This is a genomic window from Enterobacter sp. CC120223-11, assembly GCF_900215375.1.
Lineage (GTDB): Bacteria > Pseudomonadota > Gammaproteobacteria > Enterobacterales > Enterobacteriaceae > Scandinavium.
Genome location: NZ_OBEF01000009.1, coordinates 142,916 through 165,773 on the forward strand (window position 1 = coordinate 142,916; position 22,858 = coordinate 165,773).

The window sequence follows — 22,858 nt, forward strand, 5'->3', positions numbered from 1 at the left end:
ATGCGCCGTTTTTCCCGTTCTTTAACATCCAGTGAGAGTGACCGATGCAACATCCTATGTTGACTATCGCCGTGCGTGCAGCGCGCAAGGCGGGTAATGTGATTGCCAAACACTACGAGATGCCAGATTCCGTAGAAACCAGCCAGAAAGGCAGCAATGATTTCGTGACTAACGTCGATAAAGCCGCCGAAGCGATGATTATCGAAGTGATCCGCAAATCTTACCCGCAGCACACCATTATCACCGAAGAGTCCGGTGAACATGCAGGCGAAGATCAGGATGTGCAATGGGTTATCGATCCACTGGATGGCACCACCAACTTCGTTAAACGCCTCCCACATTTCTCCGTTTCCATTGCCGTACGCATCAAAGGCCGTACTGAAGTGGCTGTGGTTTACGATCCAATGCGCAACGAACTGTTTACCGCCACTCGCGGCCAGGGCGCACAGCTGAACGGCTTCCGTCTGCGCGGCACCAACGCCCGCGATCTCGACGGCACCATTCTGGCGACCGGCTTCCCGTTCAAAGCCAAGCAGCACGCTCCGGCTTACATGAACATCCTCGGCAAACTGTTCACCGAATGTGCCGATTTCCGCCGCAGCGGTTCCGCCGCGCTGGACCTGGCCTATGTGGCCGCTGGCCGCGTTGACGGTTACTTCGAACTGGCGCTGAAGCCGTGGGATTTTGCAGCAGGCGAGCTGATTGCCCGCGAAGCAGGTGCTCTGGTGTGTGATTTCACCGGCGGCCATAACTACATGACCACCGGTAACATCGTGGCAGGTAACCCACGCGTCGTGAAAGCGATGCTGGCGAACATGCGCGACGAACTCAGCGAAGCGCTGAAGCGTTAATTCCGTTGTACAGCCCGGTGGCGCAAGCTTACCGGGCCTACGGAAGAATTTGTAGGCCGGATAAGCACAGCGCCATCCGGCAATTTAAAACGGCCGCAATCCTCTTCCCACCGGCACCGCACTAATCCACATCACCACCGCAGCAACCACTAGAATCGCACCACCCGCAAAGGCCAGCGTCGTCCAGCCAATCTGACGCCACAGCACCGGAGCCTGATTTTTACTGAGGCGTACCGCCAGCTGACGGAAGCTGTGAACCAGCAGCGCGAGCGAAGAAATGGTAATCGACGTTCCTGCCGCCATAGCCAACGCAGACACCACGCCCCAGCTGAAGACGCCAATCACCTTGCTGAACAGCAGCACCATAATCGCGCCGGAGCAGGGCCGCATCCCCATTGACAGCACAATCACCAGCCTCGCACGCCAGTCGTTGCCGCTCTCCATCTGTTGCGGATCCGGCATATGCTGATGCCCGCAGCCGCAGTTAGCGTGGTGTTGATGATGTGGGGTAAAAGCAGTAAATTTCGGTCTGCGCAGGATCTGGCGCAGCTTTTTCAACGCCCGCAAGCAAAGCAGCACACCCAGCACGCCCACCAGCGCATAGCTGCCCTTCTCAAGCCAGAAGCTGCTCAGATGCAGCGACCTTGCAGGCAGCGCCAGCAGCGTCAGCACCACGACAACCAGCCCAATCGCCACCAGCCCCTGAAGCAGGGAAGCGGCAAGCGTCAGGCCGATACTCGATTTCAGCTTTGAAGGATGCGTCGCAAGCCAGGTCGTAATCACCACTTTGCCGTGGCCCGGGCCGAGCGCATGCAGCACGCCGTAGATAAAGCTGAACGCCAACAGAGAGCCGCCTGCTTTGCGCGGGTTTTCCGCCACCGCCTGCAATAAGCCGCTCATCTGCTGATTCAGCTCCCGCTGCCAGACAATGCTTTTCAGCATCACCTGCGGCCAGGCGTGCCACAGCCATGCGCCGCCCGCCAGCGCCAAAAGCAGAAACAGCGCCAACGGCCAGAGCTGTAGCCAGCGGCGTGAACGAACGGGACCTGCGGACATTATGGACATGCGAGCGTCACCTGTTGAGCAAACTGTTTCCCGAGATCCATATCCTCGGGCGGCGCGTCAGCCTTATCAAGAGAGAGCGCATAGGCGGTCAAATCCTCGTTGGGCTTTGGCGTATGCACATTGAGCTTACAGCCTTTTGGCGCGCCGGCAGGGAGAGAAACGTAAGCATCTTTGTCGTAATGCATGTCGACAAAATAGGTCGGATCGAAGGTGGAAAACTGGTAAGTCTGCCCGGCGAGCAGCTGCGGCTCTGCCAGCGGCAGCGTGAAGGTGAGCACCGCTTTGTGCCCTTCGCGGGCAAGGCCGTAGGCCGTCGGGAGATTCTCAAACTTCACCTTCTCTTTGCCGTGCCAGAACTCAGTGAAGTAGTGCTGCCCCAGCACGTTGGCCATCACTTCTGCCGCCAGCTTCTTCCAGACGTCGCTGCCGGGCTTTGCGTTGCCCGCATCGTACAGCAGATCGGCGGAGGTGATTTCATCCATTGTCCAGCGCATATCAATGGCGGTGAGCTTGCCCTCTTTCATCACCAGCTGGCTTTGCATGCTGATAAAACTGTGCGGATGCGCCGCCGCCTGACACGATAAAAGCGCGCCAATGGCCAGAATTGTGCTCTGTTTCACTCTCGTCATCGCAAACTCCGTGAAAAATTCTGTGACCGACTCCAGCAATCCTTGCGCAAAGGCGCGCCGTCTGGCTTTCATGCCGGGATCCTTTAGCTATTCTTATCAAAAAACTTACTGGAACCTGACAGATGATGACCGTTCAAGAACCGCCATCTGTGCTTTCCAGTCCACAGCGCCGCTGCCAGATCCTGCTGATGCTGTATCTGCCAGGGCAGTCCGTGACGCCAGAGGCCATAAGCCGGTTGAACAGCGTGGATGACGAGGCGGCCCGCCAGGACATCGCCGATATTCGTCACGTTATCCAGCGCTATCATCGGCTCAACATCGTGACGCTTGCAGACGGCAGCTATCGGATTGAGGGCACCACACTTGACCAGCGCCTGTGTCTGATCCACTGGCTGCGCCGGGCGCTGCGGCTTTGCCCCGGTTTTATCCGCGAGCAGTTTACCCCATCGCTTAAAATGCAGCTTAAACAATCTGGCATCTCGCGCATTCTTTACGACGATACCAACCTGCGCGCGCTGGTCAACCGCTGCGGCCGGGCGCTGCAACGCCCGATGGACAGCCGCGATGCCGCCTTTATTGGCCTCTATCTGCAATATTGCCTGCTGCAACAGCATCCGCAGCAGGCACCCGAGTTTAACGACGGGCAGCGTAAGTGGGCGCAAGCCAGCGCTGAATATCAGGTGGCGGCGGAGATAGCCCGCCACTGGCAGCGCCGCACGCACCAGCACGCTCATCCCGATGAACACCTGTTCCTCACCCTGCTGTTTATGCTGCTGAAGGTGCCGGATCCGAAGCGGGATCACCACACTCAGGAAGTGCGGCTTTATCGCAGCATCAATCAGCTTATCGACCATTTCCAGCAGCTTTCTGGCCATCGCTTTAACGATCGTCGCGGCATTCGCGATCAGCTGTACGTGCATCTGGCGCAGGCTATCAACCGCAGCCTGTACGGTATCGGCATTGATAACAGCCTGCCCGAAGAGGTGCAGCGCCTCTACCCGCGTCTGATGCGCACAACCCAGCAGGCGCTCGTGCCATTTGAAAACAGCTACGGGTTACGCATTTCTGATGAAGAAATGGGGCTGATTGCGGTGATATTTGGCGCATGGCTGATGCAGGAGAGCGATTTACAGGAAAAACAGGTGGTGCTGCTCACCGGCGACAATCCGCAGCTGGAGCAGGAAATTGAGCAGCAGCTGCGGGAGCTGACGCTGCTGCCGCTGAACATCAAATACCAGACGCTGAGCGCCTTCCAGACCGAGGGCGCGCCGAAAGGCGTGGCGCTTATCGTCACGCCTTACTCGATTGCCCTGCCGCTGTTTTCCCCTCCGCTGATTCACGCCGGGGAGGCGCTCAGCGAACGGCAGCGGCAGCATATTTGTCAGATGCTGGAAGCGCCAGGCTGAGGGCTGACCTTCGGACGCACAAACATCGCCGGAATAGCCAGCATCGCCATCACCCAGAACACGCCCTGGTGCAGATGCTGATACAGGAACCCGGCAACGACGGTCATGATGGCGATACTGCCGCCCATCGCCACCGCAGAGTAAACGGCCTGTAAGCGAATGACTTCACTGCCCTGACGGGCCGAGATATAGCGCATCGCGGCCAGGTGACAGACGGTAAAGGTGCCGCAGTGCAGGATCTGCGCGACGATGAGCCACGGCAGTTCGGTGGTCCAGCCCATAATTCCCCAGCGCAGCAGCCCGCAGAAGGCGGAAAGCAGCAGCAAATCACGCGCGCCAAAGCGGCGGAACACTTTCTTGCTGACGGCAAAAATCACCACTTCAGCCACCACGCCAAGCGACCACAGATAGCCCACTGCCGATGCCGAGTAACCCGCTTCCTGCCAGTAAATGGCGCTGAAGCCGTAGTAAGCCGCATGCGCGCCCTGTAACAGGCAAACGCAGGCGAGGAACCGCCAGCTCTGCACAACCAGCGCTTTCCAGGCGGGCCAGCCCGCATGCTCCTGATGGCGCGTTTCACCCTGCGGCATCACCGACGGCGCGATCATCATCCCGATAAGCATGGAAGCAATCCCGATGCTGAGCAACGCCAGAATGGCGTGATAGTCAAACAGGCTGACCAGCTTCCCCGTCAGCGCCGAGCCAATCACAAAGGCAATCGAGCCCCACAGGCGCACGCGCCCGTAGTCCATCGTGATCTGCTTTTGCCAGGTGTTCGCCAGCGCATCCGTCAGCGGCACCAGCGGTGAAAAGAACAGGTTGAAGCCCACCATCATCGCCATCAGCCAGGCAACGTGGGTGCCAGCCCAGAAGGCGAGAATAAACAGCAGGGTTAACAGCGCGAGAATGCGTAAGGCGCTGATTAAGCGCGACGGATCGCTGACGCGCGGGGCAATCAGCAGGCTGCCGAGGAAACGCGCCACCAGGCCCGCGCCAAGCAGCACGCCGATGGTTTCCGGCGTCAGGCCCGTGCCCGCCAGCCACACGCTCCAGAAAGGTAAGAAGATGCCGTAGCTAAAAAAGTAGGTGAAGTAACTGAGCGCCAGCCAGCGCGTGGAGTGCAAGACCATGATTCCCTCCCAAATGGTGGCGACAGTCTGGCGACAAACGGTGCGGCTGGCAAGTCACTTTAACAAACTGCTAACATATAAGGTGCAAATTTACGAGGATGCTCGTAGAAAATCGCCATCGTGCAGCAAACCGGGTTCAATCCCTTCGCCCCTCGCGACAGCCCACAGGCTGCGGCGACACATATCATCTTCGGGCAATTGACCCGCTCGCCACAGCTGTTGGACATCGGCTATCTCTACGTATAGGAAATGCTGGAACAATTATGAGCGGCGGCAACGTGGCGGCAGTGAGGATTGTGTATTAGGTTTTAAGGACACCCACCTGCACAACGGAAAGGCTATGAACTCTCTACGTTATTTCGATTTCGGCTCCTCGCGTTCGTTCCTGCTGTTGGTTGCGCGCATCGCCATCGTCGCGCTGTTTATCATTTTCGGTTACCCGAAGCTGATGGGGTTTAACGGCACGGTGCAGTACATGGCCGCCAGCGGCGCGCCGGTGCCCACGCTCTCGGCCATCATTGCGGTGATTATGGAAGTACCCGCCGCCATCCTGATTGTGATCGGCTTCTTTACCCGTCCACTGGCGGTACTTTTCATTTTCTATACCCTGGGCACGGCGGTGATTGGTCACCACTACTGGGACATGAGCGGCGATGCGGTGGTGCCAAACATGATTAATTTCTACAAGAACGTCAGCATTGCCGGGGCGTTTTTACTGTTGGCAATTACCGGGCCGGGGGCGATTTCGGTCGACAGGCGTTGAGCCACTGAAAGCAAAAAGGCCGCATTAGCGGCCTTTTTTTATGGGTGCAGAGAATTATGCGTAAACCGGGAAGCGGGCGCAGATATCCAGTACTTTACCTTTGATGCGTTCGATGTTGGCTTCATCATTGATGTTGTCCAGCACGTCACACATCCAGCCTGCCAGCTCTTTCACTTCCGCTTCTTTAAAGCCACGGCGAGTAACGGCCGGAGAACCGATACGGATACCGGAGGTCACAAACGGGCTCTTCGGATCGTTTGGTACGCTGTTTTTGTTGACGGTGATGTTGGCGCGGCCGAGGGCGGCGTCAGCTTCTTTACCGGTCAGGTTTTTGTCGACCAGATCCAGCAGGAACAGGTGGTTCTCAGTGCCGCCAGAAACCACTTTGTAGCCGCGGCTCAGGAACACTTCCACCATCGCTTTGGCGTTTTTAGCGACCTGCTGCTGGTAAACCTTGAACTCTGGTTCCATCGCTTCTTTCAGCGCCACGGCTTTCGCCGCGATCACGTGCATCAGCGGGCCGCCCTGCGCGCTTGGGAAGACAGCGGAGTTCAGCTTCTTATACAGATCTTCGTCACCGCCCTTCGCCAGGATCAGACCACCGCGTGGGCCCGCCAGGGTTTTGTGGGTGGTGGTGGTCACAACGTGTGCGTGTGGAACCGGGTTCGGATAAACGCCTGCGGCGATCAGGCCCGCAACGTGCGCCATGTCGACGAACAGGTAGGCACCGATGCTGTCTGCGATTTCACGCATTTTTGCCCAGTCAACCACGCCGGAGTAGGCAGAGAAGCCGCCGATGATCATCTTCGGCTTGTGCTCTTTGGCCTGCTTCGCCATGTCTTCGTAGTCAATTTTGCCGGACTCATCGATGCCGTAAGGGATGATGTTGTACAGCTTGCCGGAGAAGTTCACCGGAGAGCCGTGAGTCAGGTGACCGCCCTGCGCCAGGTTCATACCCAGCACGGTGTCGCCCGGCTGCAGCAGCGCGGTGTAGACCGCGAAGTTAGCCTGGGAGCCGGAGTGCGGCTGCACGTTGGCGTAATCTGCACCAAACAGCTCTTTCGCACGGTCGATAGCCAGCTGCTCTACCACGTCCACGTATTCGCAGCCGCCGTAGTAGCGTTTGCCCGGGTAACCTTCAGCGTATTTGTTGGTTAACTGAGAACCCTGAGCCTGCATCACGCGCGGGCTGGTGTAGTTTTCGGAGGCGATCAGTTCGATGTGCTCTTCCTGACGGACTTTTTCCTGCTCCATAGCCTGCCACAGTTCGGCATCATAATCGGCAATGTTCATTTCACGCTTTAACATTCGCATCTCCTGACTCAGCTAACAGTAGTTTTACCGCTAAAAAAGGGGGCCCTTTCGGACAACGGCGGACAGTATAACTGATAAGTTCTGCGATAACAGGTCTTGACAAACGTTTTTACGCAAACGATTACCTTGCCGTCGCACAAGGGTTTGAGCAATAAAGCTTCGGCCTGGGTAAAGCGATTTCTTTTCAGGTTTGTGATGCAAATTTTTCACCTTGCACAGAAGCCTTTACAACCGAAGGGCTTTTTCATAACATGCATTTAAAATGCATCATTAAAAAACCCCAAAAGGATATTGCTATGCTCGACGCTCAAACCATCGCTACGGTGAAAGCCACTATTCCCCTGCTGGTCGAAACCGGACCTAAACTCACCGCTCACTTTTACGATCGCATGTTTGCCCATAACCCGGAGCTGAAAGAGATCTTCAACATGAGTAACCAGCGCAACGGCGACCAGCGTGAAGCGCTGTTTAACGCCATTGCCGCCTACGCCAGCAATATTGAGAATCTCGCCGCCCTGCTGCCTGCGGTGGAAAAGATTGCCCAGAAGCACACCAGTTTCCAGATCAAGCCTGAACAGTACGCCATCGTGGGCGGACATCTGCTGGCAACGCTCGATGAAATGTTCAGCCCGGGCCAGGAAGTGCTGGACGCGTGGGGTAAAGCCTATGGCGTGCTGGCAGACGTCTTCATCAAGCGTGAAGGGGAAATTTATCAGCAGAACGCGGTGAAAACCGGCGGCTGGGAAGGCACTCGAGCATTCCGCATTGTGAGCAAAGCGCCGCAAAGCGCACTGATTACCGCCTTTGAATTCGCCCCGGCAGACGGCGGCGATGTGGCTGATTATCAGCCCGGCCAGTACCTCGGCGTGTGGCTGAAGCCGGAAGGTTTTGCTCATCAGGAAATTCGCCAGTACTCCCTGACCCGTCAGGCAGACGGTAAAAGCTATCGCATCGCCGTGAAACGCGAAAACGGCGGGCAGGTTTCAGAGTGGCTGCATGATGAGGCAAGCGTGGGCGACACCGTGCACCTTGCTGCCCCGGCGGGTGATTTCTTTATGTCCGTTGATGCCAGCACCCCAGTGACGCTGATCTCCGCAGGCGTGGGTCAGACGCCAATGCTGGCGATGCTCGACACCCTCGCAAACCGCGCTCACCCGGCGCAGGTGAACTGGTTCCACGCGGCGGAAAACGGCTCTGTTCACGCCTTTGCTGATGAAGTGAAAAAGCTGGGCGCAAAACTGCCGCGCTTTACGTCCCACGTCTGGTACAACACGCCACACGACAATGACGCGTTCGACAGCGCGGGCCTGATGGATCTGCGTGTTCAGGAAGGCCAGTTCAGCGACCCGGCAATGCAGTTTTATCTCTGCGGCCCGGTCGGCTTTATGCAATTCGCGGCAAAACAGCTCATGACGCAGGGTATCAGCGCTGAAAACATTCACTACGAATGCTTCGGCCCGCATAAGGTATTGTAAAATTCAGGCGCCGGGGATGGCAGAAGAGTAATGCAGAGAGCGCTGCCCGCTGAACGTGGCGGGCAGCGTAATAAATCAGATTGCCGCGTCGTCTTCTTCGCCGGTACGGATACGGATCACGCGCGCCACGTCAAAGACGAAGATTTTGCCGTCGCCGATTTTGCCGGTCTGTGCCGTGCGGATAATGGTGTCCACGCAGGTATCGACGATATCGTCGGTGACCACAATTTCAATTTTCACCTTTGGCAGAAAATCGACCATGTACTCCGCACCGCGATACAGCTCGGTGTGACCTTTCTGACGACCAAAGCCTTTCACTTCCGTTACCGTCATCCCGGTGATGCCAACTTCCGCCAGCGCTTCGCGCACATCATCGAGTTTGAAGGGTTTTATAATCGCATCAATCTTTTTCATGGTTTCCTGTCTTATCCGCGTAACCGGTTGCTTACCCTATCATAACGTCGCTGCGCACGGTGGGCTACTCTTTAAAATCATTGGCGTCGAGTTCGTGACGCGACAGCAATTTGTAGAATTCAGTGCGGTTACGCCCCGCCATGCGCGCGGCATGAGTCACGTTACCCTTGGTGATTTGCAGCAGCTTGCGCAGGTAGTTCAGCTCGAACTGGTTTCGCGCCTCGACAAACGTCGGCAGCGCGGTGTTCTCCCCCTCCAGCGCCTGTTCCACCAGCGCATCGCCAATCACCGGTGACGAAGTCAGTGCCACGCACTGTTCGATCACGTTCACCAGCTGGCGCACGTTGCCCGGCCAGTTGGCGGTCATCAGCCGCTTCATCGCATCGGTGGAGAACGCCCGCACGAACGGCTTATGCCTGTCGGCAGACTGGCGCAGCAGATGGTTCGCCAGCAGCGGAATGTCCTCGGTGCGCTCGGCAAGCGTCGGGATTTTCAGGCTGACCACGTTGAGGCGATAGTAGAGATCTTCGCGAAACTCGCCGCGCGCCATCGCTTTCGGTAAATCACGATGGGTGGCGGAGACAATGCGAACGTTGATGTCGATATCACGGTTGCTGCCGAGCGGGCGGATTTTCCGCTCCTGCAGTACGCGCAGCAGCTTGACCTGCAGCGGCGACGGCATATCGCCAATCTCATCCAGAAACAGCGTGCCGCCTTCTGCGGCCTGGAATAATCCTTCACGATTGCTGACCGCGCCGGTAAACGCCCCGCGCGCGTGACCGAAGAGTTCAGACTCCAGCAGCTGTTCCGGCAAGGCACCGCAGTTGATGGCGATGAACGGGTACTTGCCGCGCGGGCTGGCGTTGTGGATCGCCTGGGCGAAAATCTCTTTCCCGGTGCCGCTCTGGCCGTTGATCAGCACGCTGACGTCGGACTGCGCCACCATCCGCGCCTGTTCGAGCAGGCGTAACATCACCGGACTGCGGGTGACGATGGATTCGCGCCAGCTGTCATCGGTGGCGGCGGCGGTGTGCACCAGCGCCTCGTCGATTGCTTTGTACAAGGCGTCTTTATCCACCGGTTTGGTCAGGAAGCTGAAGACGCCCTGCTGGGTGGCGGCGACGGCATCCGGAATTGAGCCGTGCGCGGTCAGGATGATCACCGGCATGCCGGGCTGCACTTTCTGAATTTCGGCGAACAGCTGCAGGCCGTCCATCTCATCCATGCGCAGATCGCTTATCACCAGATCGATATTTTCCCGCGCCAGCACGCGCAGCCCTTCCTGACCGCTTTCAGCGGTGACCACCGAAAAACCCTCGCTGGTCAGGCGCATACCGAGCAGTTTCAGCAGGCCCGGATCGTCGTCAACCAGTAAAAGGTGAGCGGGTTTACGTCCTGTCATGGTTTCTCCTCTCCGGCGGGCGCCTCTTTCACCGTTGGAGTGGCATCGCCCGCATGCCCGGCGTCCGGCGTAAAGTTGCTGCCCGCAGGTTTACGGCTGGAGAGCTGGCGCTCAATGTCGGTCAGATTCTCAAGCTTGCGGGTGGTGAGCTCCAGCTGGCTGCTCAGGTGCTGTTGCTGCTGGCGGAGGATATCCAGTTCGGCATCCGAGGACTGCTGCAGCTTGCTGTAGCGGGAACGCTCATCGGAAAGCTGCAGCTGTAGCGTCTGCCCGTCGCGCCAGAACTGATACAGCGGGCGCACCTGAGCGGGAATTTGTGGGCTGAACGTGTCGAGGCGATTGACCATTTCACGGCGCTCCAGCGGGGTGATTTTAGCGCTGCCAAGCAAAATGCCGCGGCGCAGCGCGTCCTGCCAGGAATCATCACTGTGCAGGCGGGCTTCGCTGCGGGCCATTTCAGGCGACAGGCGCTCGGCGCAGTCCATGCTTCTCAGCCAGTAGAGCGGGTTTTTCTCCGTGGTGTCACCCTGCAACGACCAGACGTCGGCACAGTCTGTTGAAAGGAAATCAGCAACCTGCTGCTGCGGCAGCTTATCTTCATCGCTGGCGCTGGCAGTATGCGGTGCGCTGACGCACCCGGCCAGCCATAAACAGGACGCTCCGGCGAGGAGCGATAGAAAACGAGGGGACATATTCACCAGACATTGCTTCATTTTATGGGTTTATCCGTGTCTGAAAGAGAGAGCGCAATGCAGAAACAAACCTGGCCCTCTGGCGCGTCTACCAACTGCAGGGTTCCCCGCATTCGACGGACGCAATCCCGGGCGATGCTCAGTCCCAGACCGCTTCCCTTTACAGCCCCTTTACGCTGATGGCTGCCCTGATAAAAGGGCTCAAAAATCATGGCTTTTTCAGCCTCCGGGATCGGCGTCCCGCTGTTTTCCACTTCAAGCAGCAGCTGGTTTCCCTGCTGACGGCTGCGCAGAAAAATAGTACCGGATTCGTGGCCGTAGTGCACGGCGTTGGAGTAGAGATTATCGAGCGCGCTCATCAACAGCACAGGCTCCGCCTGACACTCGCGCACATCAAGCTCGACGCGGGTATGCATCATTTTAGCTCTTGCGGGCAAACTGTGGGCGGAGATAACGATATCCAGCAGCGGGGCCAGTTCGACCTTCTCCATTTCAACCGGGCTGTCGGCAAGTTTGCGGTTGTAGTCCAGCAGCTGCTCAATCAGCTTTTGCAGGTTGCGGCTGCTGTCGTCAAGGATCGACACCACCTCTTCCTGCTCAGGCGTCAGCGGCCCGACGACCTTATCGGCAAGCAGCTCGGTACCCTCGCGCATGCTGGCAAGCGGTGTTTTCAGCTCATGGGAAAGGTGGCGCAGAAACTGGTGGCGCTGGGATTCGAGCCAGGAAAGGCGCTCGCTCAGCCAGACGATACGCTGCCCAACGGATCGCAGCTCGCGGGGCCCGGTAAACATCGCCGTGCTGCCGAGCGATTTTCCTTCGCCGAGCCGGTTAATCATCCGCTGAATGCCCTTCACCGGGCCGATAATCATGCGGGTGAACAGCAGCATCATGGTCAGGCTGACCAGGAACAGCACCAGCGCCTGCCAGCCGAAGAACTGCCCACGTTCGGCGATCTCCTGTTGAAGCTGCTGCCCGCGAGAGAACACCACCGCGCGGGTGGCCTGCACCATTTCGGTATTCGCCGAGGCAAAAGCCTCAAGTTTTGCGGCAGAGATCTCATCCGGGCCGCTGTTTTTACAGCGCAGCTCCGCAAGATCGTTCAGATCCTGGCGCAGCGCCTGCCAGATTTTATCATCCGGTAGCACGCCCGCGTGGGCATCCAGCATTTCGCTGTAGCGCTTACGCTGGCCCTGATACACCTTCGCAAGCGTCGCGTCATCGAGGACGCAGTACTGACGGTAGCTGCGTTCCATCTCCAGCGCGGCGTTTGTCATCGCTTCACTGCGGCGCGCGTCCACAAGCGTGGTGCGGTTGGTCATGGCAGCCTGATCGCTCAGCGCATTGAGGCTCTGCCACGCCTGCCAGGCAAGGACCAAAAGCGGCAGCAGGATCAGCAGAAACGCCAGCGTAACCAGCTGACGCAGCGAACGGGGGAAAAGTGACCAGCGTTTCAATGAGTTTGCCCCTGAACATAATGATAATGGCAGGGTAACTGAGGCAGGAAGCGGAAACAACAACGCCGGGCATTAACCCGGCGCGCGGATGGCTGAGGAAGAGTAAACGAAGAGACTCTCAACCAGGGCCATCAGATAAAAAATAGGGAAAATCAATTCATTGATTTTCGGCTGCTAATCAAAAAGAAGGAAAAACCACGCTTTTTCCTTCTTTTTCGCCCAAAAAACAACGCCGGGCATTAACCCGGCGTTGTTACTGAATAAGGCGGTGCCTAACTCCACGTTTCGCCCGATGGTTGATATAGCTAAGCTGATATCAGATGTTGGACGGCAGGCACCTTGTTGTGCGTCATTCGAAGTTTATGTAGCGCGTCCCGAAGGGGCTGACATAAGAGGGTGAATGAGCCACTGCTTATTATTATGCAGTAAGCGTGCCACAATACAAAACAATTTATTAACACACTAATAGATAAGGATTTTTCATCTTCTTAAAGGGAATGAGCAGCTGTTTGCTTTTTAATCACTCTGTCGCTAAAAAGAGACACCTTACTTGAAGCACACATACAGCCATTAAATATCAATAAGATAAATGTCTCCATTTGACGACACCAGAAGATTAGCCCTGTCGCCATTTTCCGACACCTTTCCCGCCCAGGCTCACAAATAAAAAAGCCTTCCGTCATCGGGAAGGCTTTTTACAGGACGGGGAACGTTAACCCAGCTGTTTACGCGCGTTGCGGAAAATACGCATCCACGGGCTGTCCTCGCCCCAGTTTTCCGGGTGCCAGGAGTTGGCGACAGTACGGAATACGCGTTCCGGGTGCGGCATCATCAGCGTGACGCGCCCGCTTTCGCTGGTGACCGCAGTGATCCCGTTCGGTGAGCCGTTCGGGTTTGCCGGGTAGTTTTGCGTCACGTTGCCGAAGTGGTCAACGTAGCGCAGCGCCACCAGGCCTTTGCTTTCGAGTTGCGCCAGGTGCGCGGCGTCACGCACTTCAACGCGGCCTTCACCGTGGGAAACCGCAATTGGCATCTGCGAGCCGACCATGCCCTGCAACAGCAAGGATGGGCTCTGGGTCACTTCCACCAGGCTGAAGCGAGCTTCGAAGCGATCCGAGTGGTTACGCACGAAGCGTGGCCACAGGCTGCTGCCCGGAATCAGGTCACGCAGGTTGGACATCATCTGGCAGCCGTTACACACGCCCAGCGCCAGCGTCTGCGGACGGTGGAAGAAGGTTTCGAACTCGTCGCGCACGCGCTCGTTGAACATGATCGACTTCGCCCAGCCTTCACCCGCGCCCAGCACGTCGCCGTATGAGAAGCCGCCGCAGGCCACCAGCGCCTGGAAATCTGCAAGTCCGGTACGTCCGGCCAGCAGGTCGCTCATGTGTACGTCGATGGCATCGAAGCCAGCACGGTGGAACGCCGCCGCCATTTCGACGTGGGAGTTCACGCCCTGCTCGCGCAGGACCGCAACCTTCGGACGCGCGCCTTTCGCGATGTAAGGGGCCGCCACGTCTTCGTTGATATCGAAGCTGAGCTTCACGTTCAGGCCAGGATCGCTGTCGTTACGCTTCGCTTCATGCTCCTGATCGGCGCATTCCGGGTTGTCGCGCAGGCGCTGCATCTGCCACGTGGTTTCGGCCCACCGCATACGCAGCGTGGTGCGGCTTTCGCTGTAGACTGGATGGCCGTCGGCGGTGATAACAAAGCGGTCGCCTTCGGTGGCTTTGCCGAGGAAGTGTACGCAGTCGGCCAGGCCGTGGCTGGCGAAGATGCCTTCCACCAGCGCACGATCTTCTGCACGCACCTGAATCACGCCGCCCAGCTCTTCGTTAAACAGCGCAGCCAGACGATCGTCGCCCAGTGCGGCGATATCCACGTCCACGCCGCAGTGGCCGGTGAAGGCCATTTCAGCGAGCGTCACCAGCAGGCCGCCGTCGGAGCGGTCGTGCCAGGCCAGAAGTTTGCGTTCAGCCACCAGGACCTGCATCGCATCCCAGAAGCCTTTCAGCTGTTCCACGCTGCGGACGTCGGCGGTTTTGTCGCCGAGCTGGCGGTAAACCTGCGCCAGCGCCGTCGCACCCAGCGCGTTGTGGCCTTTACCAAGGTCGATGAGCAGCAGGGCGTTGTCTTCGGTGGAGAGCTGTGGCGTCACGGTGCCACGCACATCTTCCACGCGGGCAAAGGCGGAAATCACCAGCGACAGTGGCGACGTCATTTCGCGCTGCTCGTGGCCTTCCTGCCAGCGGGTTTTCATCGACATAGAGTCTTTGCCGACCGGAATGGTCAGGCCGAGCGCCGGGCAGAGCTCTTCGCCGACAGCTTTCACCGCCGCGTACAGGCCTGCGTCTTCACCCGGGTGCCCTGCCGCCGCCATCCAGTTTGCGGAAAGCTTGATGCGTTTAAGGTCACCCACCTGAGTACCGACGATGTTGGTCAGCGCTTCGCCGACGGCGAGACGAGCGGATGCCGCGAAGTCCAGCAGCGCAACCGGGGCACGCTCGCCCATCGCCATCGCTTCGCCGTAGTAGCTGTCGAGGCTGGCGGTGGTCACCGCGCAGTTCGCCACGGGGATCTGCCACGGACCGACCATCTGATCGCGGGCCACCATGCCTGTCACCGTGCGGTCGCCGATGGTGACGAGGAAGGTTTTCTCTGCCACGGTCGGCAGGTGCAGAACGCGGTTAATCGCATCAGCGATAGTGATGCTCGCTCTGTCCAGCGCTTCACCGTTAGCGGCCAGCGTTTCCACATCGCGGGTCATTTTTGGAGTTTTGCCCAGCAGCACGTCCAGCGGCAGATCGATAGGCGTATCGTCGAAGTGGCTGTCGCTGAGGCTCAGATGCATCTCTTCGGTGGCTTCACCGATGACCGCATAAGGCGCTCGCTCACGCTGGCAAAGTTCGTCGAACAAAGGCAGCTGATCGGCAGCCACCGCCAGCACGTAGCGCTCCTGGGATTCGTTACACCAGATCTCCAGCGGGCTCATCCCTGGCTCATCGCTGAGGATATCGCGCAGGTTGAATTTGCCGCCGCGTCCGCCGTCGCTCACCAGTTCAGGCATGGCGTTGGACAGGCCGCCCGCGCCAACATCGTGGATAAACAGAATCGGGTTGGCTTCACCCAGCTGCCAGCAGCGGTCGATAACCTCCTGGCAACGGCGCTCCATTTCCGGGTTATCGCGTTGGACAGAGGCGAAATCGAGATCCGCATCGGACTGACCGGAGGCCATAGACGATGCCGCCCCGCCGCCGAGGCCGATATTCATCGCCGGGCCGCCGAGGACGATAAGCTTAGCGCCGACGTTGATCTCACCTTTCTGCACGTGATCGGCACGAATGTTGCCGATCCCGCCTGCCAGCATGATCGGCTTGTGGTAGCCACGCAGCTCTTCACCGTTGTGGCTGTTGACCTTCTCTTCATAGGTGCGGAAGTAGCCGTTCAGCGCCGGACGACCAAATTCGTTGTTGAACGCAGCGCCGCCCAGCGGGCCGTCAGTCATGATATCCAGCGCTGTCACGATGCGGTCGGGCTTGCCGAAGTCTTCTTCCCACGGCTGCTCAAAGCCCGGAATGCGCAGGTTGGAAACGGAGAAGCCCACCAGCCCGGCTTTCGGCTTAGCGCCGCGCCCGGTGGCACCTTCATCACGGATTTCACCGCCGGAACCCGTTGCCGCGCCCGGCCACGGAGAGATGGCCGTCGGGTGGTTATGGGTTTCCACCTTCATCAGGATATGCGTTGGCTCCTGGTGGAAATCGTAGCGCTGCGCGTCGCGGTCGGCGTAGAAGCGCCCCACGTCGGAACCTTCCATCACCGCGGCGTTGTCCTTATAAGCAGACAGCACGTGATCCGGCGTTATTTCGAAGGTGTTCTTGATCATTTTGAACAGCGACTTGGGCTGCTGTTCGCCGTCAATCACCCAGTCGGCGTTGAAAATCTTGTGACGGCAGTGTTCGGAGTTCGCCTGGGCAAACATATAGAGTTCGATGTCGTTCGGGTTGCGGTTCAGCGTGGTGAAGGCATCGAACAGGTAATCAATTTCATCTTCCGCCAGCGCCAGCCCCAGACGCATATTGGCGTCCACCAGCGCCTGACGGCCCTGCCCCTGCACGTCCACGCTGGCAACAGGCGCAGGCTGATGATGGGCAAACAGGTTTTCCGCATCCTGCAGCTCAGCAGAAACGGTCTCCATCATCCGGTCGTGCAGTTCGGCAGCAACCTGCTTCCACTGCGCTTCGTTCAGCGTGGAGGCTTCAACGTAGTACGCGACGCCGCGCTCCAGGCGCTCAATCTGAGCCAGGCCGCAGTTGTGGGCGATGTCGGTTGCTTTTGAAGACCAGGGGGAGATGGTGCCAGGGCGGGGAGTGACGAGCAGTAATTTACCGGCGGGTGTATGGCTGCTGAGGCTTGGGCCGTACTGCAGCAATCTTGCCAGGCGGGTGTGTTCCTCTTCTGACAGCGGCGCATTCAGCTCGGCGAAGTGCACGTACTCGGCGTAAATGTTGCTGACCGGAAGGTTGGCTGCCTGAAAGCGTGCCAGCAGTTTGGTAATACGAAATGCAGACAGTGCAGGCGAACCACGCAGAATTTCCATCATAAGTCTCTCGTCTTCTGGGTTTCAGTGTGCGCAATGGCGGAAAACGGGCGCCATTATAGAGCATCCTGCACGGCTACGTAACCGTTTGCGTCAAAATAAAACCGCCGCCTCGTTTTACCACCCAATGCGACTTATACGATCAATAGGTTGCCAACTGGCGCTTGTTTAAGCAAAATGCCGCTCATTCTGTAGTGTCCCTAAACTTTAACACGGTAACTATTGCCTGAGATTGCTCTCGTTGCAGAGAATTAACTAATTGAAAAAATTAAAGATTAATTATCTGTTTATCGGCATTGTCACCCTGCTACTGGCAGCGGCGCTATGGCCCTCCGTTCCCTGGTTCAATAAACCAGAGAACCGCATCGCCGCCATTCAGGCGCGCGGTGAGCTGCGCGTCAGCACAATAGTCTCTCCCCTGACCTTCGCCAGCATTAACGAAAAAGATTATGGCCTGGACTACGAGCTGGCCCAGCAGTTCGCCGACTACCTCGGCGTGGAGCTTAAAGTCACCGTCCGGCAGAACATCAGCCAGCTGTTTGACGACCTCGATAATGACAAAGCCGATATGCTGGCCGCAGGCCTGGTGTACAACAGCGAGCGCATCAAAAACTATCAGGCCGGCCCGACCTATTACTCCGTTTCACAGCAGCTGGTGTACCGCAAAGGCAGCTTCCGCCCGCGAACGCTTGAAAATATCACGGCTCAGCAGCTGACTATTGCACCAGGGCATGTGGCCATTAATGACCTGCAGGAACTGAAGGCGAAGAAGTACCCGAATCTGGACTGGACCGTCGACGACAAGCGCGGCAGCGTTGAGCTGATGGATGAGGTTCTTGACGGCAGGCTCGACTATACCATTGCCGATTCGGTGGCGATAAGCCTGTTCCAGCGCGTGCATCCGGAGCTGGCGGTGGCGCTCGACATTACCGATGAGCAGCCGGTCACCTGGTTCAGCCTGAAGGACAGCGACAATACCCTGCCCGCCGCGATGCTCGATTTCTTCAACAACATCAATGAAGACGGCACCCTGGCAAGGCTTGAGGAGAAATACCTCGGCCACGGCGACGATTTCGACTATTTCGACACCCGCACCTTCCTGCGCGCGGTGGACAACCTGCTGCCGGACTTCCAGCCGCTGTTCCAGAAATATGCCGCAGAGATCGACTGGCGTCTGCTGGCGGCCATCGCCTGGCAGGAATCCCACTGGGATCCGCTCGCCACTTCTCCCACCGGCGTGCGCGGCATGATGATGTTGACCAAAAACACCGCGCAAAGCCTGGGCCTGACGGACCGCACCGATGCCGAGCAGAGCGTCAGCGGCGGGATGCGCTATTTGCAGGACATGATGGATAAAGTGCCGGACACCGTGCCAAAGGACGAAAAGATCTGGTTCGCACTGGCGGCTTACAACATGGGCTATGCACATATGCTGGATGCCAGGGCACTCACCGCGAAGCAAAAAGGCAATCCGGACAGCTGGGCGGACGTAAAGCAGCGTCTGCCGCTGCTCAGCCAGAAACCCTATTACACCCGGCTGACGTACGGCTACGCGCGCGGGCATGAAGCCTACGCCTATGTGGAAAACATTCGTAAGTATCAGATAAGCCTGGTGGGCTATCTGCTGGAGAAAGAGAAGAAGGCCACGCAAGAAAGGGAGTTCGCGCAGGATTATCCGGCGGTCAGGCCGGACGAACTGAATCACACCACCGCAAGCGTCGGCGTGCTGCCATTTATCTCATTAACGGCAGATGAGCACAGCGGGCAGATTGGCGTCAAACACCCCGGCAGCCTCATTGATATTCTGCGTCACTGAGACTGGGCGGCGCGCCTGAGAGCTTTTTTCTGTTCGCGACGGTGGCGGAAAAAATCACTCAGCATGGCCGAGCAGCTGTCGGCGAGCACCCCTTCGGTGATTTCAACCCGATGGTTCATGCCCGGATGGTGCAGCACGTCAATCAGCGAGCCCGCCGCACCCGTTTTCGCATCCCGTGCACCAAACACCAGCTGCCCTATGCGGCTGTGAACCATTGCCCCTGCGCACATCACGCAGGGTTCAAGCGTCACGTATAGCGTGGTGTCAATCAATCGGTAGTTCTGTAGCACCAGCCCGCCCTGGCGCAGCGCCATAATTTCCGCGTGCGCCGTCGGGTCATGACGACCAATCGGCCGGTTCCAGCCCTCGCCAATCACCTGATCCTGATAAACCAGTACCGCGCCGACCGGCACTTCCCCTTCGTCCCAGGCGCGTTGAGCCAGCGTCAGCGCGTGGCGCATCCAGCGTTCGTGGTTCAGTTCATTGTCAGACAAAGCGGCTACTCCGGTAGAAAACGGGGCGCATTATACATGGCGCCTGGCGGTTGCACTATTCCAGTTGTTGCAGATCGCCGCGCGGCGTAACACGAAAGCGGTGCTGGCAAAAATAGAGCAGTGGGTTGTCCTGATTGCTGTCGCTGTAGCCGCTGTAGAGGCGCAAAGGGGTACCGATTTTTTTCTCCAATTGGGCAACTTTTTCGTGTCCCAGGCAGCGAAGCGTCAGCACCCAGCCGCCGTAGCGGCGTTCTGTCATGCTGGCTATCAGGTTGACGCGCGGCAACCAGGGCGTGTCGAAGTAAACCTGCTCCACTAAAGATTTTGGCGAACCGGTAATCAGCCACACGTCCGCATCGGAACTGGTCAGATAATCCGTCAGACGCTGATGCACCACCGGGAAAGCGGTAACATGCCCGCGGAACCAACGAACGAAGTTAGCCTCAATGCCTTTGAGCCGCGTTTCGCTGTGGCCGAAGGTGGCGGCCCACAGCAGCAGGCTCATCGGCCAGCGTGCCGCGCGCCCTTTTGCCAACAGAGCCACGCCTATCACCGGCAGCAATGGAAGCACCAGCAGAGCATTCAAAGGGTTATGGCGGAAGAGGTAGCGTAAAAAACTGCCAAACATATCCTGCTGATGCAGCGTGCCATCCAGGTCAAAAAACACCACCCGACGCGAATTACTTACCAAAGCATTTCCCTCTCATAGTTGAACGCGTAAGCGTCATGCCTGTTAGTTAGCCTAACAGTCGGAACCTCACATTTCCAAAAACGATACGCAATGCGGCTTTCCCTTCTTTTCCGGACAGCGTATCCTTTTGATTAGCATAATGAATTGTTTAATAATGCCGCATAATTTTCCCTGTTTGGGCCGTGCAGCATCGCAATCCCCTATAATCAAAGACAAATTTCTGACAGCTGGCCAGGCTTTGGCCCTCTGGAGAGGCAATGAACTGTTTGATTCGCATCCGCCAACGGTACGCCGGGCTTGCGCAAAGCGACAAAAAACTGGCGGACTTTATTCTGGCGCAGCCGGACGAGGCCCGTCATCTCAGCTCCCAGCAGCTGGCCGCAGCCGCAGGCGTCAGCCAGTCGAGCGTGGTGAAGTTTGCGCAGAAGCTGGGATTCAAAGGTTTCCCCGCGCTAAAGCTTGCGCTCAGTGAGGCGCTGGCAAGTCATCCCCACCCCTACTCTGTCCCGGTGCATAACCAGATCCGTGGTGACGATCCGCTGCGCCTGGTGGGTGAAAAGCTGATTAAAGACAACGTCTCAGCGATGCACGCCTCCCTGGACGTTAACCCTGAGGAGAAGCTGCGGGAAAGCATCGGCCTGCTGCGCAGCGCCCGGCGGATTGTGGTGACCGGTATCGGCGCCTCGGGGCTGGTGGCGCAAAACTTTAGCTGGAAGCTAATGAAAATTGGCCTCAATGCCGTCGCAGAACAGGATATGCACGCCCTGCTTGCCACCGTCCAGGCATTGACGACGGATGATTTGCTGCTGGCTATCTCCTATTCCGGCGAGCGCCGAGAGATAAACCTGGCGGCAGACGAAACGCTGCGAGTCGGCGGCAAAGTGCTTGCCATTACCGGGTTTTCGCCCAATGCCCTGCAGCAGCGGGCCAGCCATTGTCTTTATACCATCGCCGAGGAGCAGGCCACGCGCAGCGCAGCCATTTCCTCAACCAGCGCACAGATGCTGCTGACCGATCTGCTATTTATGGGCCTGGTTCAGCAGGATCTGGAAAATGCGCCGGACAGGATCCGCCACAGCGAAGCGTTGGTGAAAAAACTGGTCTGAACAGAGAATGAGCGTATAATGCCCGCCCTGTTTGTGTTGTTTCTGAGAATTTCCGTATGGCGCTGTTAATTACCAAAAAATGCATCAACTGCGATATGTGCGAGGCGGAATGCCCGAACACGGCCATTTCGATGGGCGACAGCATTTATGAGATTAACAGCGACCGCTGCACCGAGTGCATCGGCCATTACGAAACGCCGACCTGCCAGAAAGTGTGCCCGATCCCCAACACTATCATCAAAGACCCGGCCCACCTGGAAAACGAAGAGCAGCTGTGGGACAAATTCGTTCAGCTGCATCACGCCGATAAAATCTAGCTTTCCATAATCACCGTGGCGCAGGCGTAATGACGTTCGTCTGCCAGCGTCACGTGCATGTGGGCCACCCCAAGCTGAGCCGCCAGCTCTGCCGCTGCGCCCCATAAACGCAGCTTCGGCTTGCCCAGTTCATCGTTGTAGACTTCAAACTGTTCAAACGCCAGCCCGTTACGGATCCCGGTGCCCAACGCCTTTGACGCAGCCTCTTTGACCGCAAAACGCTTTGCCAGAAAACGCACCGGCTGCTGGTGCGTCTCCCAGATTTTCCATTCATGCTCGCTGAGCACCCGCCGTGCGAGGCGATCGCCGCTGCGGGCGATCACCGCTTCGATACGGGCGATCTCCACGATATCCGTGCCGATGCCGACGATGGCCATTACTTGCGCGCTTCCAGCATCAGGCGCTTCATTTCGGCCACGGCTTCTTTCAGCCCGCTCATCACGGCGCGACCAATGATGGCATGACCAATGTTCAGCTCGTGCATTTCCGGCAGCGCAGCAATGGCTTTGACGTTGTGATAGGTCAGGCCGTGTCCGGCATTGACCTTCAGGCCGAGGCTCGCCGCGTAGGTCGCTGCCTGAGCAATGCGATCCAGCTCTTTCGCCTGCTGTGCTTCGCTTTCGGCATCAGCGTAGCAGCCGGTGTGAATTTCGATATACGGCGCACCCACGTCTGCCGCGGCTTTGATTTGTTCGCGATCGGCATCAATGAACAGGGAGACGAGGATCCCGGCGTCCGCCAGGCGCTTGCAGGCATCGCGCATTTTATCGAGCTGGCCTGCCACGTCCAGACCGCCTTCGGTGGTCACTTCCTGACGCTTTTCAGGCACCAGACAGCAGAAGTGAGGCTTCGTCTCGCAGGCAATCGTCAGCATCTCTTCGGTGACCGCCATTTCCAGATTCATGCGGGTGTCGAGGGTCTGGCGCAGGACACGCACGTCACGATCGGTAATGTGACGGCGGTCTTCACGCAGATGCACGGTGATGCCGTCAGCGCCAGCCTGCTCGGCGATGAATGCCGCCTGAACAGGATCCGGGTACGCCGTGCCGCGCGCGTTTCGCAGGGTGGCAATGTGATCGATGTTGACGCCTAACAGTAATTCAGCCATGACAATCCTCGTTATTGATTTTGGTTCGTTGTTTTCTCTCTCCCTAACCCTCTCCCGGAGGGAGAGGGAATAGATCGCGACCACAATGAAATCGCGGGCTGATTTTCCCCCTCTCCCCCTGGGAGAGGGCCGGG

At 58.0% G+C, this 22,858-nt stretch carries 19 protein-coding genes and 2 pseudogenes; 8 read left to right on the top strand and 13 right to left on the bottom strand.

From position 1 onward, the window contains the following. Window positions 1-44: 44 nt before the first annotated feature. Entirely contained in the window at window positions 45-851 is an 807-nt protein-coding gene (suhB, locus tag CRO87_RS12575; protein ID WP_176504308.1) for an inositol-1-monophosphatase, read from the top strand. 84 nt (window positions 852-935) lie between these two features. On the opposite strand, the gene CRO87_RS12580 is transcribed toward suhB, so the two are convergent. Next, window positions 936-1,916 carry a nickel/cobalt transporter gene (locus CRO87_RS12580; protein WP_097163287.1) on the bottom strand — a complete coding sequence of 327 codons (981 nt, stop codon included), beginning with the start codon at window positions 1,914-1,916 and terminating at the stop codon, window positions 936-938. Beyond that, window positions 1,907-2,545: a DUF1007 family protein gene (locus CRO87_RS12585; protein WP_097163330.1), complete on the bottom strand. Its 639-nt coding sequence runs from the start codon at window positions 2,543-2,545 to the stop codon at window positions 1,907-1,909. Before CRO87_RS12585 ends, CRO87_RS12580 begins: the two co-directional genes overlap by 10 nt. A 122-nt stretch (window positions 2,546-2,667) precedes the next feature. Between CRO87_RS12585 and csiE the strand changes: the two genes are divergently transcribed. Continuing rightward, window positions 2,668-3,951 carry a stationary phase inducible protein CsiE gene (gene csiE, locus CRO87_RS12590; RefSeq protein WP_097163288.1) on the top strand — a complete coding sequence of 428 codons (1,284 nt, stop codon included), beginning with the start codon at window positions 2,668-2,670 and terminating at the stop codon, window positions 3,949-3,951. Here csiE and CRO87_RS12595 read toward each other — a convergent pair. Next, entirely contained in the window at window positions 3,927-5,081 is a 1,155-nt protein-coding gene (locus tag CRO87_RS12595; protein ID WP_097163289.1) for a 3-phenylpropionate MFS transporter, read from the bottom strand. The genes csiE and CRO87_RS12595 overlap by 25 nt on opposite strands. Before the next feature lie 117 nt (window positions 5,082-5,198). On the opposite strand from CRO87_RS12595, the pseudogene CRO87_RS22905 reads away from it, so the two are divergent. Together CRO87_RS22905 and CRO87_RS12600 are read left to right on the top strand one after the other, a co-directional pair. Then, window positions 5,199-5,327, top strand: a pseudogene (locus tag CRO87_RS22905) (hypothetical protein); the annotation flags it as partial. Between the two features lie 94 nt (window positions 5,328-5,421). Then, a complete protein-coding gene (locus CRO87_RS12600; protein ID WP_097163290.1) occupies window positions 5,422-5,844 on the top strand; it encodes a DoxX family protein in 423 nt (140 codons plus the stop codon). A gap of 54 nt (window positions 5,845-5,898) precedes the next feature. On the opposite strand, the gene glyA is transcribed toward CRO87_RS12600, so the two are convergent. Further along, complete coding sequence (gene glyA, locus CRO87_RS12605; protein ID WP_097163291.1) at window positions 5,899-7,152, bottom strand: serine hydroxymethyltransferase; 1,254 nt, start codon at window positions 7,150-7,152, stop codon at window positions 5,899-5,901. Window positions 7,153-7,454: 302 nt separating this feature from the next. Here glyA and hmpA point away from each other — a divergent pair, with 302 nt between their 5' ends. Then, complete coding sequence (gene hmpA, locus CRO87_RS12615; protein WP_097163292.1) at window positions 7,455-8,633, top strand: NO-inducible flavohemoprotein; 1,179 nt, start codon at window positions 7,455-7,457, stop codon at window positions 8,631-8,633. A 75-nt stretch (window positions 8,634-8,708) separates the two neighbouring features. Here hmpA and glnB read toward each other — a convergent pair whose 3' ends face one another. The 5 genes from glnB to purL all read right to left on the bottom strand — a co-directional run bounded on the left by glnB (window position 8,709) and on the right by purL (window position 17,195). Continuing rightward, complete coding sequence (glnB, locus tag CRO87_RS12620; protein ID WP_002914032.1) at window positions 8,709-9,047, bottom strand: nitrogen regulatory protein P-II; 339 nt, start codon at window positions 9,045-9,047, stop codon at window positions 8,709-8,711. Window positions 9,048-9,111: 64 nt separating this feature from the next. Next, complete coding sequence (glrR, locus tag CRO87_RS12625; RefSeq protein WP_097163293.1) at window positions 9,112-10,449, bottom strand: two-component system response regulator GlrR; 1,338 nt, start codon at window positions 10,447-10,449, stop codon at window positions 9,112-9,114. Continuing rightward, window positions 10,446-11,162 (bottom strand): two-component system QseEF-associated lipoprotein QseG, encoded by a 717-nt coding sequence (gene qseG / locus CRO87_RS12630; protein WP_097163294.1) that lies wholly within the window; start codon window positions 11,160-11,162, stop codon window positions 10,446-10,448. The genes glrR and qseG overlap by 4 nt, the downstream gene beginning before the upstream one ends. Next, window positions 11,159-12,595, bottom strand: a complete 1,437-nt coding sequence (qseE, locus tag CRO87_RS12635) for a two component system sensor histidine kinase QseE/GlrK (protein ID WP_141398698.1) — start codon at window positions 12,593-12,595, stop codon at window positions 11,159-11,161. The genes qseG and qseE overlap by 4 nt, the downstream gene beginning before the upstream one ends. 712 nt (window positions 12,596-13,307) lie before the next feature. Next, complete coding sequence (gene purL / locus CRO87_RS12640) at window positions 13,308-17,195, bottom strand: phosphoribosylformylglycinamidine synthase (RefSeq protein WP_097163295.1); 3,888 nt, start codon at window positions 17,193-17,195, stop codon at window positions 13,308-13,310. A 223-nt stretch (window positions 17,196-17,418) separates the two neighbouring features. Here purL and mltF point away from each other — a divergent pair. Then, window positions 17,419-18,891: pseudogene (gene mltF, locus CRO87_RS12645) on the top strand (membrane-bound lytic murein transglycosylase MltF); the annotation flags it as partial. A 110-nt stretch (window positions 18,892-19,001) separates the two neighbouring features. Here the strand turns inward: mltF and tadA are convergent. Continuing rightward, window positions 19,002-19,502: a tRNA adenosine(34) deaminase TadA gene (tadA, locus tag CRO87_RS12650; protein WP_097163297.1), complete on the bottom strand. Its 501-nt coding sequence runs from the start codon at window positions 19,500-19,502 to the stop codon at window positions 19,002-19,004. A 55-nt stretch (window positions 19,503-19,557) separates the two neighbouring features. Further along, complete coding sequence (gene yfhb, locus CRO87_RS12655) at window positions 19,558-20,193, bottom strand: phosphatidylglycerophosphatase C (protein ID WP_097163298.1); 636 nt, start codon at window positions 20,191-20,193, stop codon at window positions 19,558-19,560. 257 nt (window positions 20,194-20,450) lie between these two features. Here yfhb and CRO87_RS12660 point away from each other — a divergent pair, with 257 nt between their 5' ends. Next, window positions 20,451-21,299 carry a MurR/RpiR family transcriptional regulator gene (locus tag CRO87_RS12660; RefSeq protein WP_097163299.1) on the top strand — a complete coding sequence of 283 codons (849 nt, stop codon included), beginning with the start codon at window positions 20,451-20,453 and terminating at the stop codon, window positions 21,297-21,299. Window positions 21,300-21,355: 56 nt separating this feature from the next. Then, window positions 21,356-21,616, top strand: coding sequence for a YfhL family 4Fe-4S dicluster ferredoxin (locus CRO87_RS12665; RefSeq protein ID WP_097163300.1), 261 nt, complete (start codon window positions 21,356-21,358; stop codon window positions 21,614-21,616). On the opposite strand, the gene acpS is transcribed toward CRO87_RS12665, so the two are convergent. After that, the gene (gene acpS / locus CRO87_RS12670) at window positions 21,613-21,993 is read right to left on the bottom strand and encodes a holo-ACP synthase (RefSeq protein ID WP_097163301.1); all 381 of its coding nucleotides are present in this window, start codon (window positions 21,991-21,993) and stop codon (window positions 21,613-21,615) included. The genes CRO87_RS12665 and acpS overlap by 4 nt on opposite strands. After that, entirely contained in the window at window positions 21,993-22,724 is a 732-nt protein-coding gene (pdxJ, locus tag CRO87_RS12675) for a pyridoxine 5'-phosphate synthase (RefSeq protein ID WP_097163302.1), read from the bottom strand. The genes acpS and pdxJ overlap by 1 nt, the downstream gene beginning before the upstream one ends. Window positions 22,725-22,858: the final 134 nt, after the last annotated feature.

What these genes read in the sequence shown, in the direction of transcription:
- csiE (WP_097163288.1), top strand. Translation starts at nt 2,668, where the DNA reads ATGATGACCGTTCAAGAACCGCCATCTGTGCTTTCCAGTCCACAGCGC.
- CRO87_RS12665 (WP_097163300.1), top strand. Translation starts at nt 21,356, where the DNA reads ATGGCGCTGTTAATTACCAAAAAATGCATCAACTGCGATATGTGCGAG.
- pdxJ (WP_097163302.1), bottom strand. Translation starts at nt 22,724, where the DNA reads ATGGCTGAATTACTGTTAGGCGTCAACATCGATCACATTGCCACCCTG.
- acpS (WP_097163301.1), bottom strand. Translation starts at nt 21,993, where the DNA reads ATGGCCATCGTCGGCATCGGCACGGATATCGTGGAGATCGCCCGTATC.
- CRO87_RS12580 (WP_097163287.1), bottom strand. Translation starts at nt 1,916, where the DNA reads ATGTCCATAATGTCCGCAGGTCCCGTTCGTTCACGCCGCTGGCTACAG.
- suhB (WP_176504308.1), top strand. Translation starts at nt 45, where the DNA reads ATGCAACATCCTATGTTGACTATCGCCGTGCGTGCAGCGCGCAAGGCG.
- CRO87_RS12585 (WP_097163330.1), bottom strand. Translation starts at nt 2,545, where the DNA reads ATGACGAGAGTGAAACAGAGCACAATTCTGGCCATTGGCGCGCTTTTA.
- glnB (WP_002914032.1), bottom strand. Translation starts at nt 9,047, where the DNA reads ATGAAAAAGATTGATGCGATTATAAAACCCTTCAAACTCGATGATGTG.
- hmpA (WP_097163292.1), top strand. Translation starts at nt 7,455, where the DNA reads ATGCTCGACGCTCAAACCATCGCTACGGTGAAAGCCACTATTCCCCTG.
- glyA (WP_097163291.1), bottom strand. Translation starts at nt 7,152, where the DNA reads ATGTTAAAGCGTGAAATGAACATTGCCGATTATGATGCCGAACTGTGG.
- CRO87_RS12595 (WP_097163289.1), bottom strand. Translation starts at nt 5,081, where the DNA reads ATGGTCTTGCACTCCACGCGCTGGCTGGCGCTCAGTTACTTCACCTAC.
- glrR (WP_097163293.1), bottom strand. Translation starts at nt 10,449, where the DNA reads ATGACAGGACGTAAACCCGCTCACCTTTTACTGGTTGACGACGATCCG.
- CRO87_RS12660 (WP_097163299.1), top strand. Translation starts at nt 20,451, where the DNA reads ATGAACTGTTTGATTCGCATCCGCCAACGGTACGCCGGGCTTGCGCAA.
- qseG (WP_097163294.1), bottom strand. Translation starts at nt 11,162, where the DNA reads ATGAAGCAATGTCTGGTGAATATGTCCCCTCGTTTTCTATCGCTCCTC.
- purL (WP_097163295.1), bottom strand. Translation starts at nt 17,195, where the DNA reads ATGATGGAAATTCTGCGTGGTTCGCCTGCACTGTCTGCATTTCGTATT.
- CRO87_RS12600 (WP_097163290.1), top strand. Translation starts at nt 5,422, where the DNA reads ATGAACTCTCTACGTTATTTCGATTTCGGCTCCTCGCGTTCGTTCCTG.